At 41.9% G+C, this 17,467-nt stretch carries 19 protein-coding genes and 1 pseudogene; 7 read left to right on the forward strand and 13 right to left on the reverse strand.

Annotated features, from left to right (window positions below; genetic code table 11):
• Nucleotides 1-119 precede the first annotated feature (119 nt).
• From DFP80_RS18935 to DFP80_RS20745, 4 genes are all read left to right on the forward strand, one after another.
• The gene (locus DFP80_RS18935; RefSeq protein WP_113918354.1) at nt 120-1,313 is read left to right on the forward strand and encodes a Bcr/CflA family multidrug efflux MFS transporter; all 1,194 of its coding nucleotides are present in this window, start codon (nt 120-122) and stop codon (nt 1,311-1,313) included.
• A 54-nt stretch (nt 1,314-1,367) separates the two neighbouring features.
• The gene (locus tag DFP80_RS18940; RefSeq protein ID WP_113918355.1) at nt 1,368-1,718 is read left to right on the forward strand and encodes a HopJ type III effector protein; all 351 of its coding nucleotides are present in this window, start codon (nt 1,368-1,370) and stop codon (nt 1,716-1,718) included.
• A 134-nt stretch (nt 1,719-1,852) separates the two neighbouring features.
• Nucleotides 1,853-2,674, forward strand: coding sequence for an HAD-IIB family hydrolase (locus DFP80_RS18945; protein WP_113918356.1), 822 nt, complete (start codon nt 1,853-1,855; stop codon nt 2,672-2,674).
• Between the two features lie 126 nt (nt 2,675-2,800).
• Nucleotides 2,801-2,962: a hypothetical protein gene (locus DFP80_RS20745; protein ID WP_158601381.1), complete on the forward strand. Its 162-nt coding sequence runs from the start codon at nt 2,801-2,803 to the stop codon at nt 2,960-2,962.
• A 55-nt stretch (nt 2,963-3,017) separates the two neighbouring features.
• On the opposite strand, the gene DFP80_RS18950 is transcribed toward DFP80_RS20745, so the two are convergent.
• Together DFP80_RS18950 and DFP80_RS18955 are read right to left on the reverse strand one after the other, a co-directional pair.
• On the reverse strand, nt 3,018-4,514 hold the full coding sequence (locus DFP80_RS18950; RefSeq protein ID WP_113918357.1) for a TyrR/PhhR family helix-turn-helix DNA-binding protein: 1,497 nt from the start codon (nt 4,512-4,514) through the stop codon (nt 3,018-3,020).
• A gap of 32 nt (nt 4,515-4,546) precedes the next feature.
• The gene (locus tag DFP80_RS18955; protein WP_113918358.1) at nt 4,547-5,761 is read right to left on the reverse strand and encodes an ROK family transcriptional regulator; all 1,215 of its coding nucleotides are present in this window, start codon (nt 5,759-5,761) and stop codon (nt 4,547-4,549) included.
• A 209-nt stretch (nt 5,762-5,970) separates the two neighbouring features.
• Here DFP80_RS18955 and DFP80_RS18960 point away from each other — a divergent pair, with 209 nt between their 5' ends.
• The gene (locus tag DFP80_RS18960; RefSeq protein ID WP_113918359.1) at nt 5,971-7,161 is read left to right on the forward strand and encodes an AGE family epimerase/isomerase; all 1,191 of its coding nucleotides are present in this window, start codon (nt 5,971-5,973) and stop codon (nt 7,159-7,161) included.
• Between the two features lie 107 nt (nt 7,162-7,268).
• A complete protein-coding gene (locus tag DFP80_RS18965) occupies nt 7,269-8,222 on the forward strand; it encodes a LysR family transcriptional regulator (protein ID WP_113918360.1) in 954 nt (317 codons plus the stop codon).
• A gap of 113 nt (nt 8,223-8,335) precedes the next feature.
• On the opposite strand, the gene can is transcribed toward DFP80_RS18965, so the two are convergent.
• The 5 genes from can to DFP80_RS18990 all read right to left on the reverse strand — a co-directional run bounded on the left by can (nt 8,336) and on the right by DFP80_RS18990 (nt 13,187).
• A complete protein-coding gene (gene can / locus DFP80_RS18970; RefSeq protein WP_113918361.1) occupies nt 8,336-8,968 on the reverse strand; it encodes a carbonate dehydratase in 633 nt (210 codons plus the stop codon).
• On the reverse strand, nt 8,961-9,818 hold the full coding sequence (locus DFP80_RS18975; protein WP_113918362.1) for a putative RNA methyltransferase: 858 nt from the start codon (nt 9,816-9,818) through the stop codon (nt 8,961-8,963). The genes can and DFP80_RS18975 overlap by 8 nt, the downstream gene beginning before the upstream one ends.
• A 126-nt stretch (nt 9,819-9,944) precedes the next feature.
• Nucleotides 9,945-11,924, reverse strand: coding sequence for a putative bifunctional diguanylate cyclase/phosphodiesterase (locus DFP80_RS18980; protein ID WP_113918363.1), 1,980 nt, complete (start codon nt 11,922-11,924; stop codon nt 9,945-9,947).
• Nucleotides 11,925-11,985: 61 nt separating this feature from the next.
• Entirely contained in the window at nt 11,986-12,849 is an 864-nt protein-coding gene (locus DFP80_RS18985) for a DUF1853 family protein (protein WP_113918364.1), read from the reverse strand.
• Entirely contained in the window at nt 12,846-13,187 is a 342-nt protein-coding gene (locus tag DFP80_RS18990; RefSeq protein ID WP_113918365.1) for a YqcC family protein, read from the reverse strand. The genes DFP80_RS18985 and DFP80_RS18990 overlap by 4 nt, the downstream gene beginning before the upstream one ends.
• Nucleotides 13,188-13,288: 101 nt before the next feature.
• On the opposite strand from DFP80_RS18990, the gene DFP80_RS18995 reads away from it, so the two are divergent.
• Nucleotides 13,289-14,371: a DUF3549 family protein gene (locus tag DFP80_RS18995; RefSeq protein ID WP_113918373.1), complete on the forward strand. Its 1,083-nt coding sequence runs from the start codon at nt 13,289-13,291 to the stop codon at nt 14,369-14,371.
• Between the two features lie 89 nt (nt 14,372-14,460).
• On the opposite strand, the gene DFP80_RS19000 is transcribed toward DFP80_RS18995, so the two are convergent.
• The 6 genes and pseudogenes from DFP80_RS19000 to DFP80_RS19030 all read right to left on the reverse strand — a co-directional run bounded on the left by DFP80_RS19000 (nt 14,461) and on the right by DFP80_RS19030 (nt 17,302).
• Entirely contained in the window at nt 14,461-14,670 is a 210-nt protein-coding gene (locus DFP80_RS19000) for a BrnA antitoxin family protein (protein ID WP_113918366.1), read from the reverse strand.
• A complete protein-coding gene (locus DFP80_RS19005; protein WP_113918367.1) occupies nt 14,663-14,956 on the reverse strand; it encodes a BrnT family toxin in 294 nt (97 codons plus the stop codon). The genes DFP80_RS19000 and DFP80_RS19005 overlap by 8 nt, the downstream gene beginning before the upstream one ends.
• A gap of 181 nt (nt 14,957-15,137) precedes the next feature.
• Nucleotides 15,138-15,386 (reverse strand): hypothetical protein, encoded by a 249-nt coding sequence (locus tag DFP80_RS19010; RefSeq protein WP_113918368.1) that lies wholly within the window; start codon nt 15,384-15,386, stop codon nt 15,138-15,140.
• Nucleotides 15,387-15,458: 72 nt separating this feature from the next.
• Nucleotides 15,459-15,761: pseudogene (locus tag DFP80_RS19015) on the reverse strand (type II toxin-antitoxin system Phd/YefM family antitoxin).
• A 376-nt stretch (nt 15,762-16,137) separates the two neighbouring features.
• A complete protein-coding gene (locus tag DFP80_RS19025; RefSeq protein WP_113918370.1) occupies nt 16,138-16,995 on the reverse strand; it encodes a DUF6236 family protein in 858 nt (285 codons plus the stop codon).
• A 100-nt stretch (nt 16,996-17,095) separates the two neighbouring features.
• Nucleotides 17,096-17,302 carry a KTSC domain-containing protein gene (locus DFP80_RS19030; RefSeq protein WP_113918371.1) on the reverse strand — a complete coding sequence of 69 codons (207 nt, stop codon included), beginning with the start codon at nt 17,300-17,302 and terminating at the stop codon, nt 17,096-17,098.
• Between the last annotated feature and the right edge of the window lie 165 nt (nt 17,303-17,467).

The raw sequence follows: 17,467 nt of genomic DNA on the forward strand, positions 1-17,467 counted from the left end.
CTTAGTGCTTGCACAATCCAACTAAACGACAGAGTTAAAACCTATTATAATTTAGCTAACGTTCAATCTATGATTTTTTCTGCTAAATAAAACCGACTAACCTATCATTAAGTTACTATATGAAACTCACACTTCCCATTGTTTTGGTTCTCGGCCTATTGTCTGGACTCACACCTTTAGCAATTGATGCTTACTTACCCAGTATTCCAACTATTTCTAAAAGTCTAAATACCGATATTGGCTTAATTCAGATGACATTGAGCATTTATTTGCTGGTCTTCGCCTTTTTACAGATTCTTTTTGGCCCTATTTCTGATGCAATTGGCAGGCGTAAGGTTATTGTCGGTGGCTTGATTGTTTTTGCCATTGGTAGCTTTATTTGCGCATTAACTCAAAGCTACGAGATGTTACTCGTTGGTCGCGCAATTCAAGCGTTTGGCGGTGCGGCTGTTGCGGTCTGTGTGCCTGCTTTGGTAAAGGATAGCATGTCGATTAATCAATTTGCCAAAGCCATGTCGATGATCATGCTGGTGATGGCATTAGCCCCTTTGGCTGCACCTATTATCGGTGGCGCTATCCTCATTATTTTAAATTGGCACTATATTTTCGTCCTGTTAGGCATTTTAGCAATTCTCGCCATTGTGCTATTTTTGCGCACCATACCTGAAACTCTTCCTATAGAAAAACGCGCCCCCTTCTCATTTGGCAACGCGATTCGAAACTATATGATCTTGCTTAAAAATCGCTCGGTCATGGGGTACATCGCGGCCTCTGCTTTTTATTTTGCCGGCATGATGAGCTTTATCACTGGCTGCTCCTTTGTATACATTGAAATTTATGGTGTTGACCCTGCTAACTTTGGTTTCTTAGTTGGCCTAAATGTCATTTCTATGATGCTAGCTTCAACCATTAATGGTCGTTATGTTGAAAAATTAGGTACAGAAGTTCTCTCTAAATACGCTATTTATATTCCGTTAACCGCCTCAATTTTAATGATTATTCTGAGTTTTTTTAATCACCCACCATTATGGTTGATTATGGCTTCCAGCATACTATTCATGGGCCCAATGGGGATTCTGGGAAGTGGCTTTATGGCCGGAGCTTTAAAACACGCCGGTAGTCATAATGGCAGTGTAACTGCATTAGCAGGAACATCACGATTTGCCTTTGGCGCCTTGGGAGGGGCAGTAATTAGTCTTCTCCATAACGGTACTTTTGTGCCCATGCTTGGCACCATAGCCGCTTGTGGCATAATTGCTTTTATTTGCTTCAAAGTTACGGTTCGATATGCCGAACCCTCTACTAAATATTAATGTTACCAATTCATCATTTTCGAAAATAAACCTTATATATTAAACGGGGCCCCAATGTTAAGCACTCAAACACTCATAGAGAAAATCAAAAACACACCAGAACAAGTACAATTTAAAGAAGTGATTGATGTCATTGAACGTGAATACGAGTTCACTCCTACTGCGTTTTCTAATGGCAAACAAATCAATGGTATAAATGAAAACAATGGCTCTTGTAAGATATTTTCTTTCGGATCTATTCACCAGCTAACCGAAACAGAAACACTCAATTTATTTGGCGATTTTTACCGTGTCGATGTGTTAGAAAACCCTGAAGCTAACGACCATCAAAACATTCGCCAATTTATCGAAAATGGTTGGGGTGGCATCCAGTTTACAGCGACAGCTCTCGTTCAAAAAAATTAATTAACAAACGCCGCTTCCATATCATTATGAGTTGCGGCGCCTCCCCTCCATAGAAACTGCCTAATATTCGTCTTAGTTGTTGAACTCTCCTCTTAGAAAATGCGATAGTGCTAATCATTGAATATGAGGTGATTATGGAATTAGTGGCATTTGATCTAGACGGTACCCTATTGAATAAACATCAGCGTTTGTCTGATTACACACTCGACACTCTTGAGCGCTTAAGAGCTGCTGGTGTTTTCTACACAGTTGCTACTGGCCGTACCCACTTTGCTGCTATGCCTTGCATTGAAGGTCATGAGTTTCCTAACTGGCAGATCTTCAAAAATGGGGTTGAATGGTGGGACCCTCAACAAAACCTTTACCGCCATCGCAACCTGCTGTCCCAAAGCCATATATCTGAGCTCCTTGCCTCTTTTGAAGAAAACCAAGTTACACCTTTTATATTTTGCCTAGAAGACGATGGCTCACACAGAGTGTACCATTCGCCACTAACGGGGCATTTGAGTGACCACATAGCCAATGAATTGGGCAATCATAAAAATATGAGCCTTCACCCTATCGCTGAGCTATCCCACAGTGCAAAAATTACTAATATTAGTGCCATGGGACGACCAGAGTTTATTGAAAAAATTGTCTTAGACAGTCAACAACACAACCACCTAACCGCCTATTCCGGTGGTGGAATTTATAATCCAGATGCATTCTGGTTAGACATTCATCACAGCAATGTATGTAAAGGTTCGGCATTAATGGAACTAAAAGCTGAAATTGGTGCCGAAAGGCTAGTAGTATTTGGAGATGGAGACAATGATCTGTCGATGTTCTCCGCCTCAGATGAAGCCTTTGCAACGGATAACGCATTGCTTCATGTGAAAGATGCCGCCACTGACGTCATTGGTCATCATGATGAAGATGGCGTAGCAAGGTATCTAAGAAAAAGGTATAACTTATGATCTTAAAGGTTGGGGTTGATTTACAAAAATTCTCCTCCATTAACTTAAAGACAACATATTAAGCCTTTACCCAACGATCATTTTGAACCATGATTGTTAAAAGAATAATTAGTTTGGAGAAATGCCATGTTTGAATTTTTGTTATTCGTCGCTGCCTGTGCAGCAATTGCTTTCTTGGTAGCCAATATCCAGAAAAACACGGCTCAACAAAAAACGAAGCTACAACCAATTAAAATTGAGCGCGAAGAAGTTCGTCGTCCAGTACCTCGTCATAGACGACCATACTAACCCCCCTTTCTCCATTCTATCTAAATGCCAGATTGAAACCTTTTCAACCTGGCATTTATGCATTTATCCCATACTCTTTTAGCTTATTTGCTATTGCACTGTGACTCATATTTACCGCTTTCGCCAATTTTCTTGTACTAGGAAAGCGCGGATACAGTCGTTTCAAAAGTGCCGCTTCCCATTGTTTTACTGTCACTTCCAACGAATCATCAATTAATGTCATGTCAGCCATGTTACCGTTCTCTGGTAACAGAACATCGTCAGCTTGCCACTCTTTTCCTTTTGTTGTCAGCAAGGTTTGAAGGCAAGTGTTTTGCAGCTCTTTCAAATTACCTGGCCAAGAATATAAAGCCAGTTTGGTTAGAATTCCTTTTGAAATAGTAGGAACAGACAGACGATAACGCTCAGCTTGAGCCGATACAATTTGAAATATTAGTCCTTCTATGTCTTCTTTACGCTCCCTAAGCGATGGCATAGTCAGCACTAAAGTCGCCAAGGAAAAATACAAATCTTTGTTTAATACATCGCCTTTACCAAGCTGTATTTGACTTAAAGAAGACAGACTAACCAAGCGAACATTACTATCAAGACTGGTGCTTTCGCCTGGCTGGCGAGACAACCAATCAGCTAAGGCGATTTGAGCCTGCTCATCAAGACACTCAATATCTTCAATGACAAACCAGCCAGATAGTTTTTCTAATGCGATGATATCGTCTTTCACTATTTCTCTGGCATGACGAAATATAAGCTGCGCCTCTAGCTCTCCCTGCCGTTCTTGCCAATATTGAAATAAAGCGTTGACCAAATCTCGCTTACCCGTCCCCACTTCGCCTTGAATCAATACAGGCATGGGGACTTCTGCAAATGCTTTGGCTTGCAACAAGGTACGCTTCATTGCTTCACTTTTCATCACCGCTGACTGAAAGTATGTTTCTAAAGAGTTTTCCGCATCTGGCGCTTGTTTTAAACTCGCAGCTTGTCGATCCAAACGTGTTTTAGATTTCAAATAAATCACGGTGCCAGCTGGGTTTTCAACGCCTTCGTCATCACTGACAAAAATTGGCTTCATTTCCAGTAATAACGTTTTATTACGAATGCGAATGCGCTTAGTCATGCCATCACAAGGGTTCGCCCACATATCTTTGGAGACATTAATACCTTTGATAAAATGCTGAACCGGTTTATGCAATAAGTTCAGCACCGGCACGTTTAGATCTTCCGCCGCAAGCTCTGTCACCATGGTAATGCAGCCTTTCAGATCGACAGAAATCACACCATCAGGAAGAGCTTCTAACAAAGTATAAAGCGCATTGTGCTCTCTTTCAGATGGCGTGAACATCACGGTTTTGACATCTTCCACGCTGTCTAAGCGACGAATATCCGCTAATAATTGTTGCAACTTTGAGAAGGGGATATCAGAAAAACCACAATAAATACAACGGCGTTTGGAATCGACTTCCACTAAGCGCATATCGATTCCATGAGGAATAAATAAGTCGAGAGCTTCTCGCACCATACCTATTCTGTCTTCACATTGTATTTCTAATCTCATTACTTCTCTCTTTAGATTTTCTCTGACTCTTTTTAAGAGACGGAAACAGTGGATTTAGAACTGAGTAATAATAGGTTTTGCTGTGGCGCAAAGCTTCCATAAAGTGGCAACACTGCCGCTCCCAAAACACCTGCAGTTTGACCAGTTTGAGCTATCTGAATAGCTGGCAGAGGCAACATACTGTGTGAAGCTAAGACTTTTTCTATACAAGTAATTAACGCTGATAATACCGGCGGAGGCAAACGCCCTCCTATGAGAATAGCCTCGGGATCATATAAAGCAATAACCGAGACTAAAGCCGGAACCACCTCAAACGCCACTTCACTTGCCCATTGAGCAATAAGCTTAGTGCATTCAGAGCCAAACCAAAGGTCATCGGTTGAAGGCCATGTCACTTGTTGATCAGCAAAGAATCGGCGTAACGAAGACAATGACAAAGCTTCAAGAATCCATTTGCCATGTTTGGCCGTTGCGGTAGGAATTAAACCAAAACTACCTGCTTTTCCATGAGCACCAAAATAACACTCACCATTGGCGACAAAACTCCCACCACAAGCCGTACTAACAAAGAGATAAAAGAAGTCACGCTGCGGCTCAGTCGATGGCAGCAACAATTCACTAATCGCCGCAGCCACTGCATCGTTTTCGCAAAAACATGGCACGCCAGTCAAATCCATCAACCAAACCTCAAACGCATCAGATTGCCAATAAGCCAAAGCGGCTTTTAGACTATCTAAATCCGCTCTTTGGGCAGAATCAGTAACCAAGGTTTCTAACCAAGAATCCATATAATCAGGTCTTGCTAAGCCAATCCCTTGAACTTTACTCCAATCCGCTCCTAGTGTTGCTTTTACTTCTTCAATTAAGTCTTGCGCAATTTTCTTAGCTAAACTTTCCGTGGGGAACGACACCACTCGCTCTAACAGCAAAACACATTCACCACTGAAATCTAACAGAGCGGCACTGATATGATCGCGGTCGACATTAATGCCTAAGCCATAAGCGCCTTTTTTGTTGATACTAAGTTTTATTGAAGGCTGGCCTCGACGCCCTTTAACCTTGCCATCAACTTGTAGCAATTGTCTTTCAAGCAAAGATGAGGTGATTACAGAAATCGTCTGAGCACTTAACCCTGTCTGCTCAGCAATCTTCACACGGGAAATTTCAGGATGTTGCCTAGCCAAATGAAGGATGATGCGCTCATTGTAAATGCGACCTTGCTCAGAAGTACTACCTGACGATTTCATACAACCCTTCTCTCATATTAAGCCTGTAAACTGGAAATGATTTCTCAACCATTAGGTCCCGAACAACATACCATGCAAAGATTTTAACCAATCGCCAGCATTTAATAAATCTAATTGATTTAATTGCACAACTCATTAAGATGAGAAAACTGCACGACAAAAATAACAAGCTCGCATTATACAGCAGAGCCACAGCAAAGGACGAAACCATGCCTTCTTTTCCAGAATTTACCTCTAGCGCTTTTTTAAAAGATCATATTCAAACAACCATGAATTTTTATCACCCAAATTGCATTGATCCAGCAGGTGGTTTTTTTCAATTCTTCAAAGATAATGGTGACATTTATGACACAGATACTCGCCACTTGGTCAGCAGTACGCGTTTTGTTTTTAATTACGCAAAAGCCTATCAAGCAGAAAGTAAAGCCGAGTATTTAGAGACAACACGTCACGGCTTACATTACTTGAGAAATCGTCATCGACGCGAAAATGGTGGTTATGTTTGGCTACTCAACCAAGATAAAAACCTTGATGAAACCAACCATTGTTATGGCTTTGCTTTTGTTATGCTCGCTTATGCAACCGCTTATAAAGCCGGCGTAGAAGAAGCAAAACCATGGATTCAAGAAACCTTCGACACCATGGAAAAATATTTTTGGGATGCCGAGTTTGGTTTGTACAAAGACGAAATATCCAGTGACTGGCAAGATGTATCACCTTATCGCGGCCAAAACGCCAATATGCACAGCTGCGAAGCACTGCTTGCTGCTTACGACGCCACACGCGAGCCTCATTATCTTGAGCGCGCTATATTACTCGCTAATAATATTTGCCTACGCCAAGCAGCCCTTGCTGGTGGTGAGATTTGGGAACATTACACAACTGACTGGCAAGTTGACTGGGATTACAACAAAGCAGACCCAAAACACTTATTCCGTCCTTGGGGATTTCAACCTGGGCACCAGACAGAATGGGCCAAACTGCTACTTTTGATCAACCAACGCTCACCTCTAGACTGGTTGGTTCCAACCGCGCAAAAACTGTTTAATTCAGCTTGGGAGAAATCCTGGGACGAAACAAACGGCGGCCTTTGTTATGGCTACGATCCAGAAGGTAATGTTTGCGACGGTGACAAATATTTTTGGGTGCAAGCTGAATCCTTTGCTGCTGCAGCTATGTTAGCCATCACCACCAAAGAAGAACATTATTGGGATAAGTACCAACAACTTTGGCAATACAGTTGGTCTCATATGATCGACCATCAATATGGCGCTTGGTTTAGAATTCTAACTCAGGATAATAAAGCCTTCGATGACTGTAAAAGCCCAGCGGGTAAAACCGACTATCACACTATGGGCGCCTGTTATGAAGTCATAGAGCAACTCGCCCAAGCGTCTTAAGTGGCTACTGCCTAGCATTTCGACTGAATTGGGGCTGTAATTCTATTTATTGGCAAAATAGAGTATGATGCAGCCCCTACGATTAGTGGACATAGGCCCCTTCCCTTATGCAGTTAGACAAAATAGATCTTAACTTACTTCGTTATCTGGACTCCTTACTAAGAGAACAAAATGTAACCCACGCCGCCAACCAGCTAGGCATTACACAACCAGCAATGAGCAACGGGTTAAGACGTTTAAGAGATCTATTTCATGACCCGCTATTAGTCAGAACCAGCGATGGCATGATGCCAACCGCTTTGGCAATTCAATTGCAGCCACGTGTGCAAAGTATCTTACAGTCAGTTGATGAAGTTCTGCACTTAGGACAAAGCTTTGAAGCGGAATCCAGCTCTCGCGTGTTTCGCATTATGGCGAGTGATTATGCTGAAGCCACACTGATTCCACCCTTAATGAAAAAACTTCAAGCCGAAGCACCAAACGTTATACTTGATGTAATGAATCCAAGCGATGTGAGCTTCCACGATGTTGAAAAAGGCAAAGTTGATTTGGTTATCAACCGCTTCGATGTCTTACCACAGTCCTTTCACCAAAAATCCGTTTGGGTTGATCATTTCTCTTGTTTAGTTCCAGCTGATTCAGAGATCGCAAAAAACTTTTCCCTAGAAACCTACCTCGCTTCTCCACACGTTTGGGTAAGCAAAACAGGGTTTGGCGTCGGTGTTGGCATTCAACCAGAAGAAGTGCAAAAACTGGGCTGGGTAGATGGCTCACTAGCGGACCTAGGCTTCAAACGTAATATTCGTTTATTTACTCGTAACTACAATGTCGCCATGCGCGCTACAGAACAACTTGGCCTAATTGCGACCTTGCCGTCGTTGGCAACTCGCTTAATGAAAGAAAACACCAGTGTCGTTGTTTTACCGCCACCGTTTGACATTCCACCAGTGGAATTGAAAATGCTATGGAGCCCATTACTACAGCACGATCCAGGACATATTTGGCTACGCTCTACCATCGCGGGATGCGCTCGTACTATTGCCGAAAACAATAACCTGTAAGGCTACCACTTTCATCAGGCAATACAGAACGACTTATAAAAAAACGAGCACATGGCTCGTTTTTTATTGCGTTAAGAAAACTCTCGATGACTCTACGTCATCCACTTAGCTTCTTACATCTTGTTCATTTGCTCAAGAGACTCTTGCGCATTCGACACAGTGCGTTTCAGATCGGTGATATGACCATCTTCAATGCTGTAACACCAACCATGAACATGCAGCTCTTGGCCCATTTTCCAAGCATTTTGAACGATACTACTCTGACAAACGTTCGCAACCTGTTCAACCACATTCAACTCACACATACGATCAAAACGAGTGTGTTCATCTTCTATCGCATCTATTTCATCTTTATGTAAACGATAAACATCTTTAATATGCCGTAGCCAGTTGTCTATCATGCCATGCTCTTCTGTCCCCATTGCCGCCTTAATACCGCCACAACCATAATGACCAACCACCATAATATGCTTCACTTTCAACACATCTACAGCGAATTGAATGACAGATAAACAGTTTAAATCTGTATGCACAACAACATTGGCGATATTACGGTGAACAAATACTTCACCCGGCAATAAATCAACAATTTGGTTAGCAGGAACCCGGCTATCGGCACAACCGATCCAAAGATATTCAGGTTGCTGCTGCTTGGATAGAGTCGAAAAAAACTCAGGATCTTCAGCGGTAACCTTGGCAGCCCACTCTCTGTTCTTATTAAAAAGGTCATCTAAATGGCTAGACATGATTCACTTCCTTAGTTTTTTTTCGGTACCAGCGAAGCTTAATGTCCGCAGTGAGGATGATGGAATCGAGCTGCTTTACCGCTTCCCGACCTTCGTATGACGCCTTATGAATATGAGGCGTCATACTCAATAACTCTTGAATTTTTTCTTGCGTATTTAGGGTGAAAGTAAAGGTTTCCGCTTGTTCCAAAACCAATTCAAAATCCGCTATCCCCTCAGAAAAAGTCTGCTTGTAATCGTGAATCGATGGATAAAGTATTTCACGTAACTCAATAAGATGATTTGGACCGGACTCTACCAACAACATCAAACCATCTTCGCTAAGCACTCGAGCGAACTCCTTAAAAATAGGAAATCCAAATAGGCACAAAACCGCATCATAGCGTTCATTTGGCGCAGGCAAGCTAGCATTACTCCCCACCAACCAACTGACCGTTTTATCTCGTTTACTGGCCGCGACAATCGCCCATTTTGAGATATCTAGCCCCGTTCGTTCAGCATCGATGCCCTGTTGACTCATAGCATGGCCAATTTCGCTGAGATAATAACCTTCGCCACAACCAGCATCGAGAATCCGAACACCACTGACTAAATGGTCTTTTGGCCAAGAAGATAAAATCGCGCTAACAATAGGAAAATAGTGATGTTGATTTAAGAATGCTTGCCGTGCGACAACCATCTCTTTACTGTCACCAGGGTCTTTAGAACGTTTATTTTGTACAGGAAGAAGATTAACGTAGCCCGTTTTGGCTAAGTCATAGGTGTGTCCATGTTCACACGTTAAGACTCGTTCATGACGAATGAGTAGTGCAGAATCTATTGGACAAGAAAGGTTTTCGAGCGTCGACACAGTGTACCCTAGTTTATTAATTGGCGCTTGAGCAAGGAGAATATCCTATTAGCCGCAAGCAGAACATCAAAACATCCAAAGCCACAAAGCTTTCTTATTTCAGTACTTCATTTGAAAGCCTAACCGCTAGATTGTTAGGTTATGATTTTTTAAATAACTAACGAAATCGTCACTGGATAAAGGTTTGGAAAATAAATAACCTTGTACTTCTTGGCACTCATACCCATTTAGAGTGTCAACTTGTGACCGCTCCTCCACGCCTTCCGCAATCACTTTTAAATTCAGCCCATTCGCCATAGCAATAGTCGCTTTCACGATGGCATCATTATCACACCCTTGCCCCAAATCTTGGATAAAAGAGCGATCTATTTTTAGCGTTTGAATCGGGAATTTTTTCAAATATGCGAGCGATGAATAACCCGTACCAAAATCATCAATAGACAAAGTCAGCCCCAATTTACGAAAGCTATGTAGCTTTTCAATCGATTGCTGAGCATCCGCCATCAACATACTTTCTGTTAGCTCAAGCTCAAGATACTGAGGATCAACACCCGTTTCTTCCAGTGCTATTTGCACCATATCAACCAAATCAGCCTGCATAAATTGACGACTAGATAAATTAACGGACAGTTTGATAGGAGCCAAACCAGCTTCACGCCATTCTTGTAACTGACGACAAGCCCTTCGAATCACCCATTTACCCAAAGGAAGAATCAAACCGCTCTCTTCTGCCAGAGGAATAAATTGATCTGGACTGATCATACCCAATTCAGGATGAATCCAGCGAATCAGGGCTTCTGCGCCGACAATAGTTTCATCTGGAAGTCGAATTTTTGGTTGGTAGTGAAGAATGAATTGTTCTTCTTCTATCGCTTTTCGTAAACCACCGCCCAGCGTAAGGTGCGCATTGATATTATCAGCCATGTGATATTCATAAACACAATACATATTGTGGCCAGTTGATTTGGCTCGATACATAGCAGCATCTGCATTTTTAAGTAAATTGTCGATGTCGTCAGCATGCTGAGGATAGCTTGCAATACCAATACTCGCAGTAATCATCATTTCCATTTTGGCGACAGGGTAAGTATTACTCGCATTCTGCATAATACTTTCGGCAATACTTTCTAGTTCTTCCACTGCCTTAGTATTTTCTAACACCACCACAAATTCATCGCCACCTAAACGATACAGGCAAGCACCAGATGGAATGCTGTCTTTTATGCGTTCTGCAACTCGCTGAATAAGCTCATCACCAACCCGGTGACCAAAATTATCATTGATCACTTTGAAGCCGTCTAAGTCTAAATACAAAAGTCCAAATTGACGATTTCGCTTACGCGCGTTCACCAAAGCACTTTCTAATTGTTGATAGAGCAAATTTCTATTCGGTAAATGAGTTAGACCATCGTAATTATTAAGCCGATACAACGCGACTTCGTGGTCTCTTTCTTCTTGAATATCATGGGTTAACAAATAAACAACATTGGTCGTCGGCTGATAGGACACTTCAATTTTATGCCAACGAACGCCATTTTTTGTTGAGAGCATTATCTCTTGAGACAAACATTCCCGTTCAGCTAAACGCCGAATAAAACTATTGGCGGCACCAGATACTGCAAATAAATCACGCACATGCTTAATATCACCAAAATGTTCAACAAAACACTTACTGGCTTCTACATACACGCCGCTCTGTTCAAAAACAGCGAAAGACAAAGTGGTGAACTGTGACAGAAGACCTGAACTAAGGTTTTCTAACGAAATGCGAGAGGGGGGAACAGGGTGCGCCTCGACCGACAACCCCTTGCGCGCACCGCCTAAAGAAATAACTGATCCATGGACATTAAACTGAGCGCCATTTTTCGCGACGAATGGCCATTTAAACGGCAAAGCATCACCGATTTCCAGAGCCTCTAAGTACAAAGACAAGCGATCTTTTAGCTCAGACCCGATCACTCGTTGGCCAGATTTAATGTCACTCAAAGAGTCCTCTAATAAAGCCTCTGCCGCTTCATTACACCACGGCACACTTGATTGCTCTATATCTATAATCCAAGCAGCTAATGGCATTTTACGATGCAGTAATTTTGATAAATCGGTCATTTCTTTTAGGGACTACTAAAATACAGTTTATACATTTTGGTGATAAGCTCTATCGAACCTATCACCATGAATCTGGCACAACAAACACAAATCTATGCATTTGATCTATTTCATAAAGAATCGACTTAAGAAGCATATGTCGAGGACGATCATCAAGTAGGAAATCGCCTACAAGATTGTAGGCAGATTGCAGAGAATTGAAAGAAAAATTATCACTTATATTCGGTACAGACAGCCAATGAGGCTTTTGTAAGATTAAAAAACCTTCGAACCAAGGCGTAAGTAAATGCATGTTAGATATACGAATCCAAGCGCCACACTCAGTACCCCTAAGCCAATCACGAATGTCCTCTGCATTATTCAAAGCAGAATATAAACGGCCAAACACCAATAAATTAGAAATCGGCTGGCGTCCTTTAGCAACGTCATTAATCGCAGACAATCCTTCTTCTGTTTGTAATATCTGCAACTGATGCTCTCTGGCTCTCGTGACCTTTTTCAATAAGCTGTCACTCTTATTTGGCCCAATCCAATCATGCGGAAAAAGATCCGGCCTTTCTAGATAAAACTTAATCGCAATTTCAAATTGATGAAGCTTTCCATCAGGCGTTTCCACCAACATGTCGACTTCACCCAAGGTTTTCTCTTCACTTTCAATTTGAAAATGTTCCAAGTGTATTTTTAAATGCGACAAATGCTCTATTGCGAATGAAAACAGCGTCTCAAAGTAACTGCCAAGAAAATGCGATTTACAAGCATTCACTGCCGTAACGAGAGACCCTGGTTCACGATCTAACAACAACAAACGTTCATTTACATCTGCCACCCAATAAGGCTGAAGATCAAAATCACACTCGATGTAATGCCCTTCCACCAGCCAAGCAAGGTCTTTGACTAATGAATGATGAAGCAAGCTGGATATCACAAACTACCACTTAAATGCTGATCAATCCTATTTAAACAGGTGACAATCTGATGAACGTTGGCCTGCGGTTTATCAGCAAACGCTTCTTCCGCCATTGGCGAAATATGGCAGCGCACAGGCAAATCACTCCCCGCTGCCAACATAGCCTTAAAACGCTCAATCATCACAAAGCGCAACCATTGCTCGAATCTCATCGTATCAACACAAAAAGGCTCAGAGCTTTGCAACGCTTCTTGAGAAGGTATTTCACATTCCCAAACATCGCAATCTTGCATGGCCATTTGCAAATCCATCAACAAATCGGCCAACACATGATGGGCAGAAAAGGCTTTTTTCAACCTGATTTCTCCTTTGAAAAACGGTAAGATAACGTATCTTTATTCAAACAGAAAGTCGCACACCAACGTGTTCTTTCGGCAACATGAGCCAATACATTATCATGAACAAAATAGAATCTCTGTCTGACCTATTTGATATGGTCGGTTGTGATGTGAGTTACTACGATTTAGGTCGCAACATCACCAAAATAACACCACAACAAGCAGTCCAATTCGACCGCAAGCAACAAGCCTACCCTTTCCCATTTCGCCAACACGCCTGGTTAGCATGTTTATTAAATAAAGAAAACGAAGGCAAAAAAACCAAAAAAGAAGACATCATTGATCAAGGCGTAATTTGGTTTCTTAAATTACCACTAGACGAAGCTGGCTGCCTAAACCTTGGCACGCGCGATCATTTTATCAAAAGCATTGTTGATAAAATACTGCATAAAGGCGAAGAAGCAGGGTTATCAGAAGCGCTTGAAGACAACCCTTATGCCTTCAAACCAGATCAAGAACGTATGGCAAGCTTGCATGCCGTGCTAGGCAAAGACTTGCGAAAAACACCATCACATTACTTTGATGATGTTGTTAAGTATCTATCGTCGGGTCTAACCGAACAAGACGACAGCTGGCAAACACTAGGACTGCAAGGCATTGCTGAACTGGCCGCCAGAGTTGACGAAGACAAGTACCAAGCACTCATACAAGAAGCCATTCAACACGCTGCTAAGCCAGTGGTTAGCGCCTTGTGTCACGCCCTTGAACACGAAACCCTGTCACGCGAATTACAAAATACACTTATCGAACAACTACAAACCGAGCAAGACGCACTGATGCAGGCAAGTTACCTACGCGCCCTATCCAGAGCTGATTTAAACGACACACTATTATTGCCACTGTTTGGCTTACTTGGCAGCCTAACCGAATGCAAGGACGACGACCTTCATCCTATCGCCGCCCTCGCCGCAAAATGCCCACACTGGCTAGGTCAAAACCCGCAGCTACTGCGTATCATCATGGAAAAATTGGCGCACCGAGAAGACGGTTATATCGCCTTCAAACAAATCGCCGCCGAACTTAGCCAACACCCAGAAACCAAACAACCGCTTTGGACATTACTACGCGGTGGACACATCAGCCCAAAACTGGCACAAGCCGTGAGTTACCTATTCACGCAAACACCAAAGTCAGTGCAGTGATTAGGAAAGGTTAGAAATAGAAGGATTGGACTCTGGAGCGTTTGAACTTAAAAGCGCTACAGACTCCGTTTTTTTGGAATGAAGATGGTTTATTGCCACTCCACCTTCAAGTCACGGTGTGACTGCGCACAATCCCTTAAATACAAATTGATTAAGCTTTGATAAGGAATGCCCTTGTCATCCGCCAACGCCTTAAAATACTCAACAGTATCTTCATCAAGCCTTATCGTGACCTGCTTCTTAAGCTTTTTAGCGTAAGGGTTTTTGACTGAGTTTGAAAAATCATAATGATCACGCATAGCGATAATCCTCATATACCTTACGTTCTTGTTTGCTTGCTTTACGTGCAGAAATGATACGAATGCTTTCTGCTTCTCTTATGCAATGACAAACGACGAGTAAGTTAGATTCTATACTTGTGCCAAGTAGCAAAAAGCGATCTTCATCTTGCGAGTGATCAGGATCGCCAATTAATCGCGCATATTCATCTGTAAACACAGTCTTTGCTTCATCAAAAGAGACACCGTGCTTCTGTATGTTTGATACGCTTTTGTCGAAATTCCATTCGAATTTTAAGTCATCCATGACTTACATTGTAGTTACGTTGTAATTATATGCAATAGATAGGGTTTATCAGAAATTGAAGCCCTAGGTGTACGACTAACTTTAATTTTGGAGGTAAATGAATTGGAGGCAGATAAAGAGTAAGGGAGGTTCACCTGACCGCATATCTCAAAGTTCTGATATTAGCTCTTTATAAGCACAACTAGGTCACTGAAAAAACAACTCGCTCATTATCTGCAACGTCTACCAAATCAAGAATAACCCCATTGTAATCAGGGTTTAACACGGCAGAAAGTAACACCTCTAGCTGATCGCCATTTTCATCGAACTTAGACATGAATTTTTTAGGTAGCAACGTCAGTATAGATTTTACCAACGCAGTAGGAACGGACATTGAATCTATTAGCTCCCCACTGTCGTGAGAAAATGTCTCAATTTTGAACATACGCATTCAACACTCCTTGTCAAAAAAGCACAATAAATTTAGATACTCAAAGGCGAATAGCTTTTCAGCCAGCCATACTCAACTTCTTACAAAACTAAAATCAGCAGGATAAGAATGAAGGCCATCAAAATCCCCTTTACTCATTTTCTCTTTGGCTTGCGACATATCCATTGTTCGACCTTCACGGATGGCCTGCTCGCCTTTCGCGGTACCTTCCAAAATCTTCATCCGTTACACCATCAACTCGTAATCAGCAACATCAAGCAAATAGGCTGATGGCTGAACATGCTCAGTTATGAGAATAGGCTCTTTTGACTCACGCAAATCAGCAAGCAGCTTTGTTGCCTGCCTCTTTAACGTAGTAACGACTTCGGTTCTCATAGCGACACCTCAGATTAAAATGTATCACTACAGTATCACTCCAATTTGGAAAGAACTAATGCTGCCATCACCAGCTAATTATTCCTCTAGTCTCAATAATTGGCGAACATTCGCCCAACCAACCATGTAGATCTGATGAGACGAGGAACGAGGCGTGATCTGACGGAACTAGCCTCGGTAAGCATTTGCGATGTGATATTTAAAAGCGAGCGCCTTGATAAGACAGACTTCTAAAAAGTAATGTTTATGACCGTAAGGCTAGCGCCCAATTAAGGTGTGAGGCACGCAATACCGATGCCTCCGCACACCACCTTAACCACTAAAACTAACGCATAGTAAAAATGCCACGCGTGCCGAATCACCCTTAAATTGTTTGTTATACGAGCTCTTTCTGGATGCTTGAAAGATATGCAAAGTGTTTATACTCAACGGGTATGTTACGTCCAACGCCCAATTCGCGATAGCTAAATTTCAGTGCACATGCCCCTAGAGCTGCCACATTAAGCCCTTGCATGTATGGTTGATAATTTTCTGGCAAATAACCACTACCTAACATCATTGCATTACTTACACCAAACCATGGGTCAGTAGCTATTGCCGTTAAGGAACGCTTAACTCTTTTAAAGCCAGTTTCTTTCATAACGCGATTGAAATCATTTAAATCGCGATGAAGTTTATTAATTGCTTTGTTCTTTCGTTTAGGTATGTCTTGGCTTGCAACTACAGTATCTACAATTGAATCCATAGCATCACGTAACGCTAAAAGCTCTGGTAACCTTTTATTCTTAAAATCAATAACTTCTGGAAGAGGGACATCACCTGTTGGAATTTGGATAGCATTATACAATTCAAATTCTAAACACCCCTGTGTTTTTGCATATTGCTGAGGAACAATTAATTGATCCGTTGGCTGGGCAATACTCCACTCTTCCTTTTCAACTTTGTTGTTTTCTTCGTAAGCAGCCATTTGAGTTGCTAGTGGTAAAAATCCATTTTGATCACCTCGTAACTCACGAAATCGTACCGTTGTAGATTTAGCAATCCCTTCTTGAATGAGGAAGTCAACATCCTGGCCACCATCAATATGAATCATATTGTTTGTTGGATAATCTATCTTGTCCCAAAAAAGAAGGTAGTTTCTGAGATTTATCGGCTCGACGGAGCCATTCATTTGTAATCCATGCCCATTATTCAAAATTGAATAATTTGGAGTAATTATTATACCGCGTTCCATTTCGCCTCCTGCTCGTATAACGCTTCAAACAGCGGCGCGCGTTAGCGCGTCCGGCCAAGAAGTGGCGTTTCTGCTTTGATTTGTTAAAAGTTTAATTATGCTAGCAATCATATTTGTCTTTGATATAAGCATGATAATACCGGCCAACTGAACTTGCATTTATGAATTCTTGAAATACATACTCAGGCACACGACAGTAAGTGTAATACGGGTCACTATCTTCGAAATCGATGTACATTCGACTTGTGGATGCGTCATAGCCAATCTTTCTTATGGCTGATGACCTTACATTTACCCAATTGATCATGTTCACTCCTTTTGACTTTTAACGAGGCTGTAGAATTTCTACTTCTCAGCCTACTTAATTAATATAAATTCACAATATTTCACATACACCCAAGATTCAACAGGTGATTCTATTTTTAATCATAGACTGATGATATAGAGCCATAAATGAAGCGTGATCACGGCG

The sequence above is a fragment of the Marinomonas rhizomae genome (assembly GCF_003315485.1).
GTDB lineage: Bacteria > Pseudomonadota > Gammaproteobacteria > Pseudomonadales > Marinomonadaceae > Marinomonas > Marinomonas rhizomae.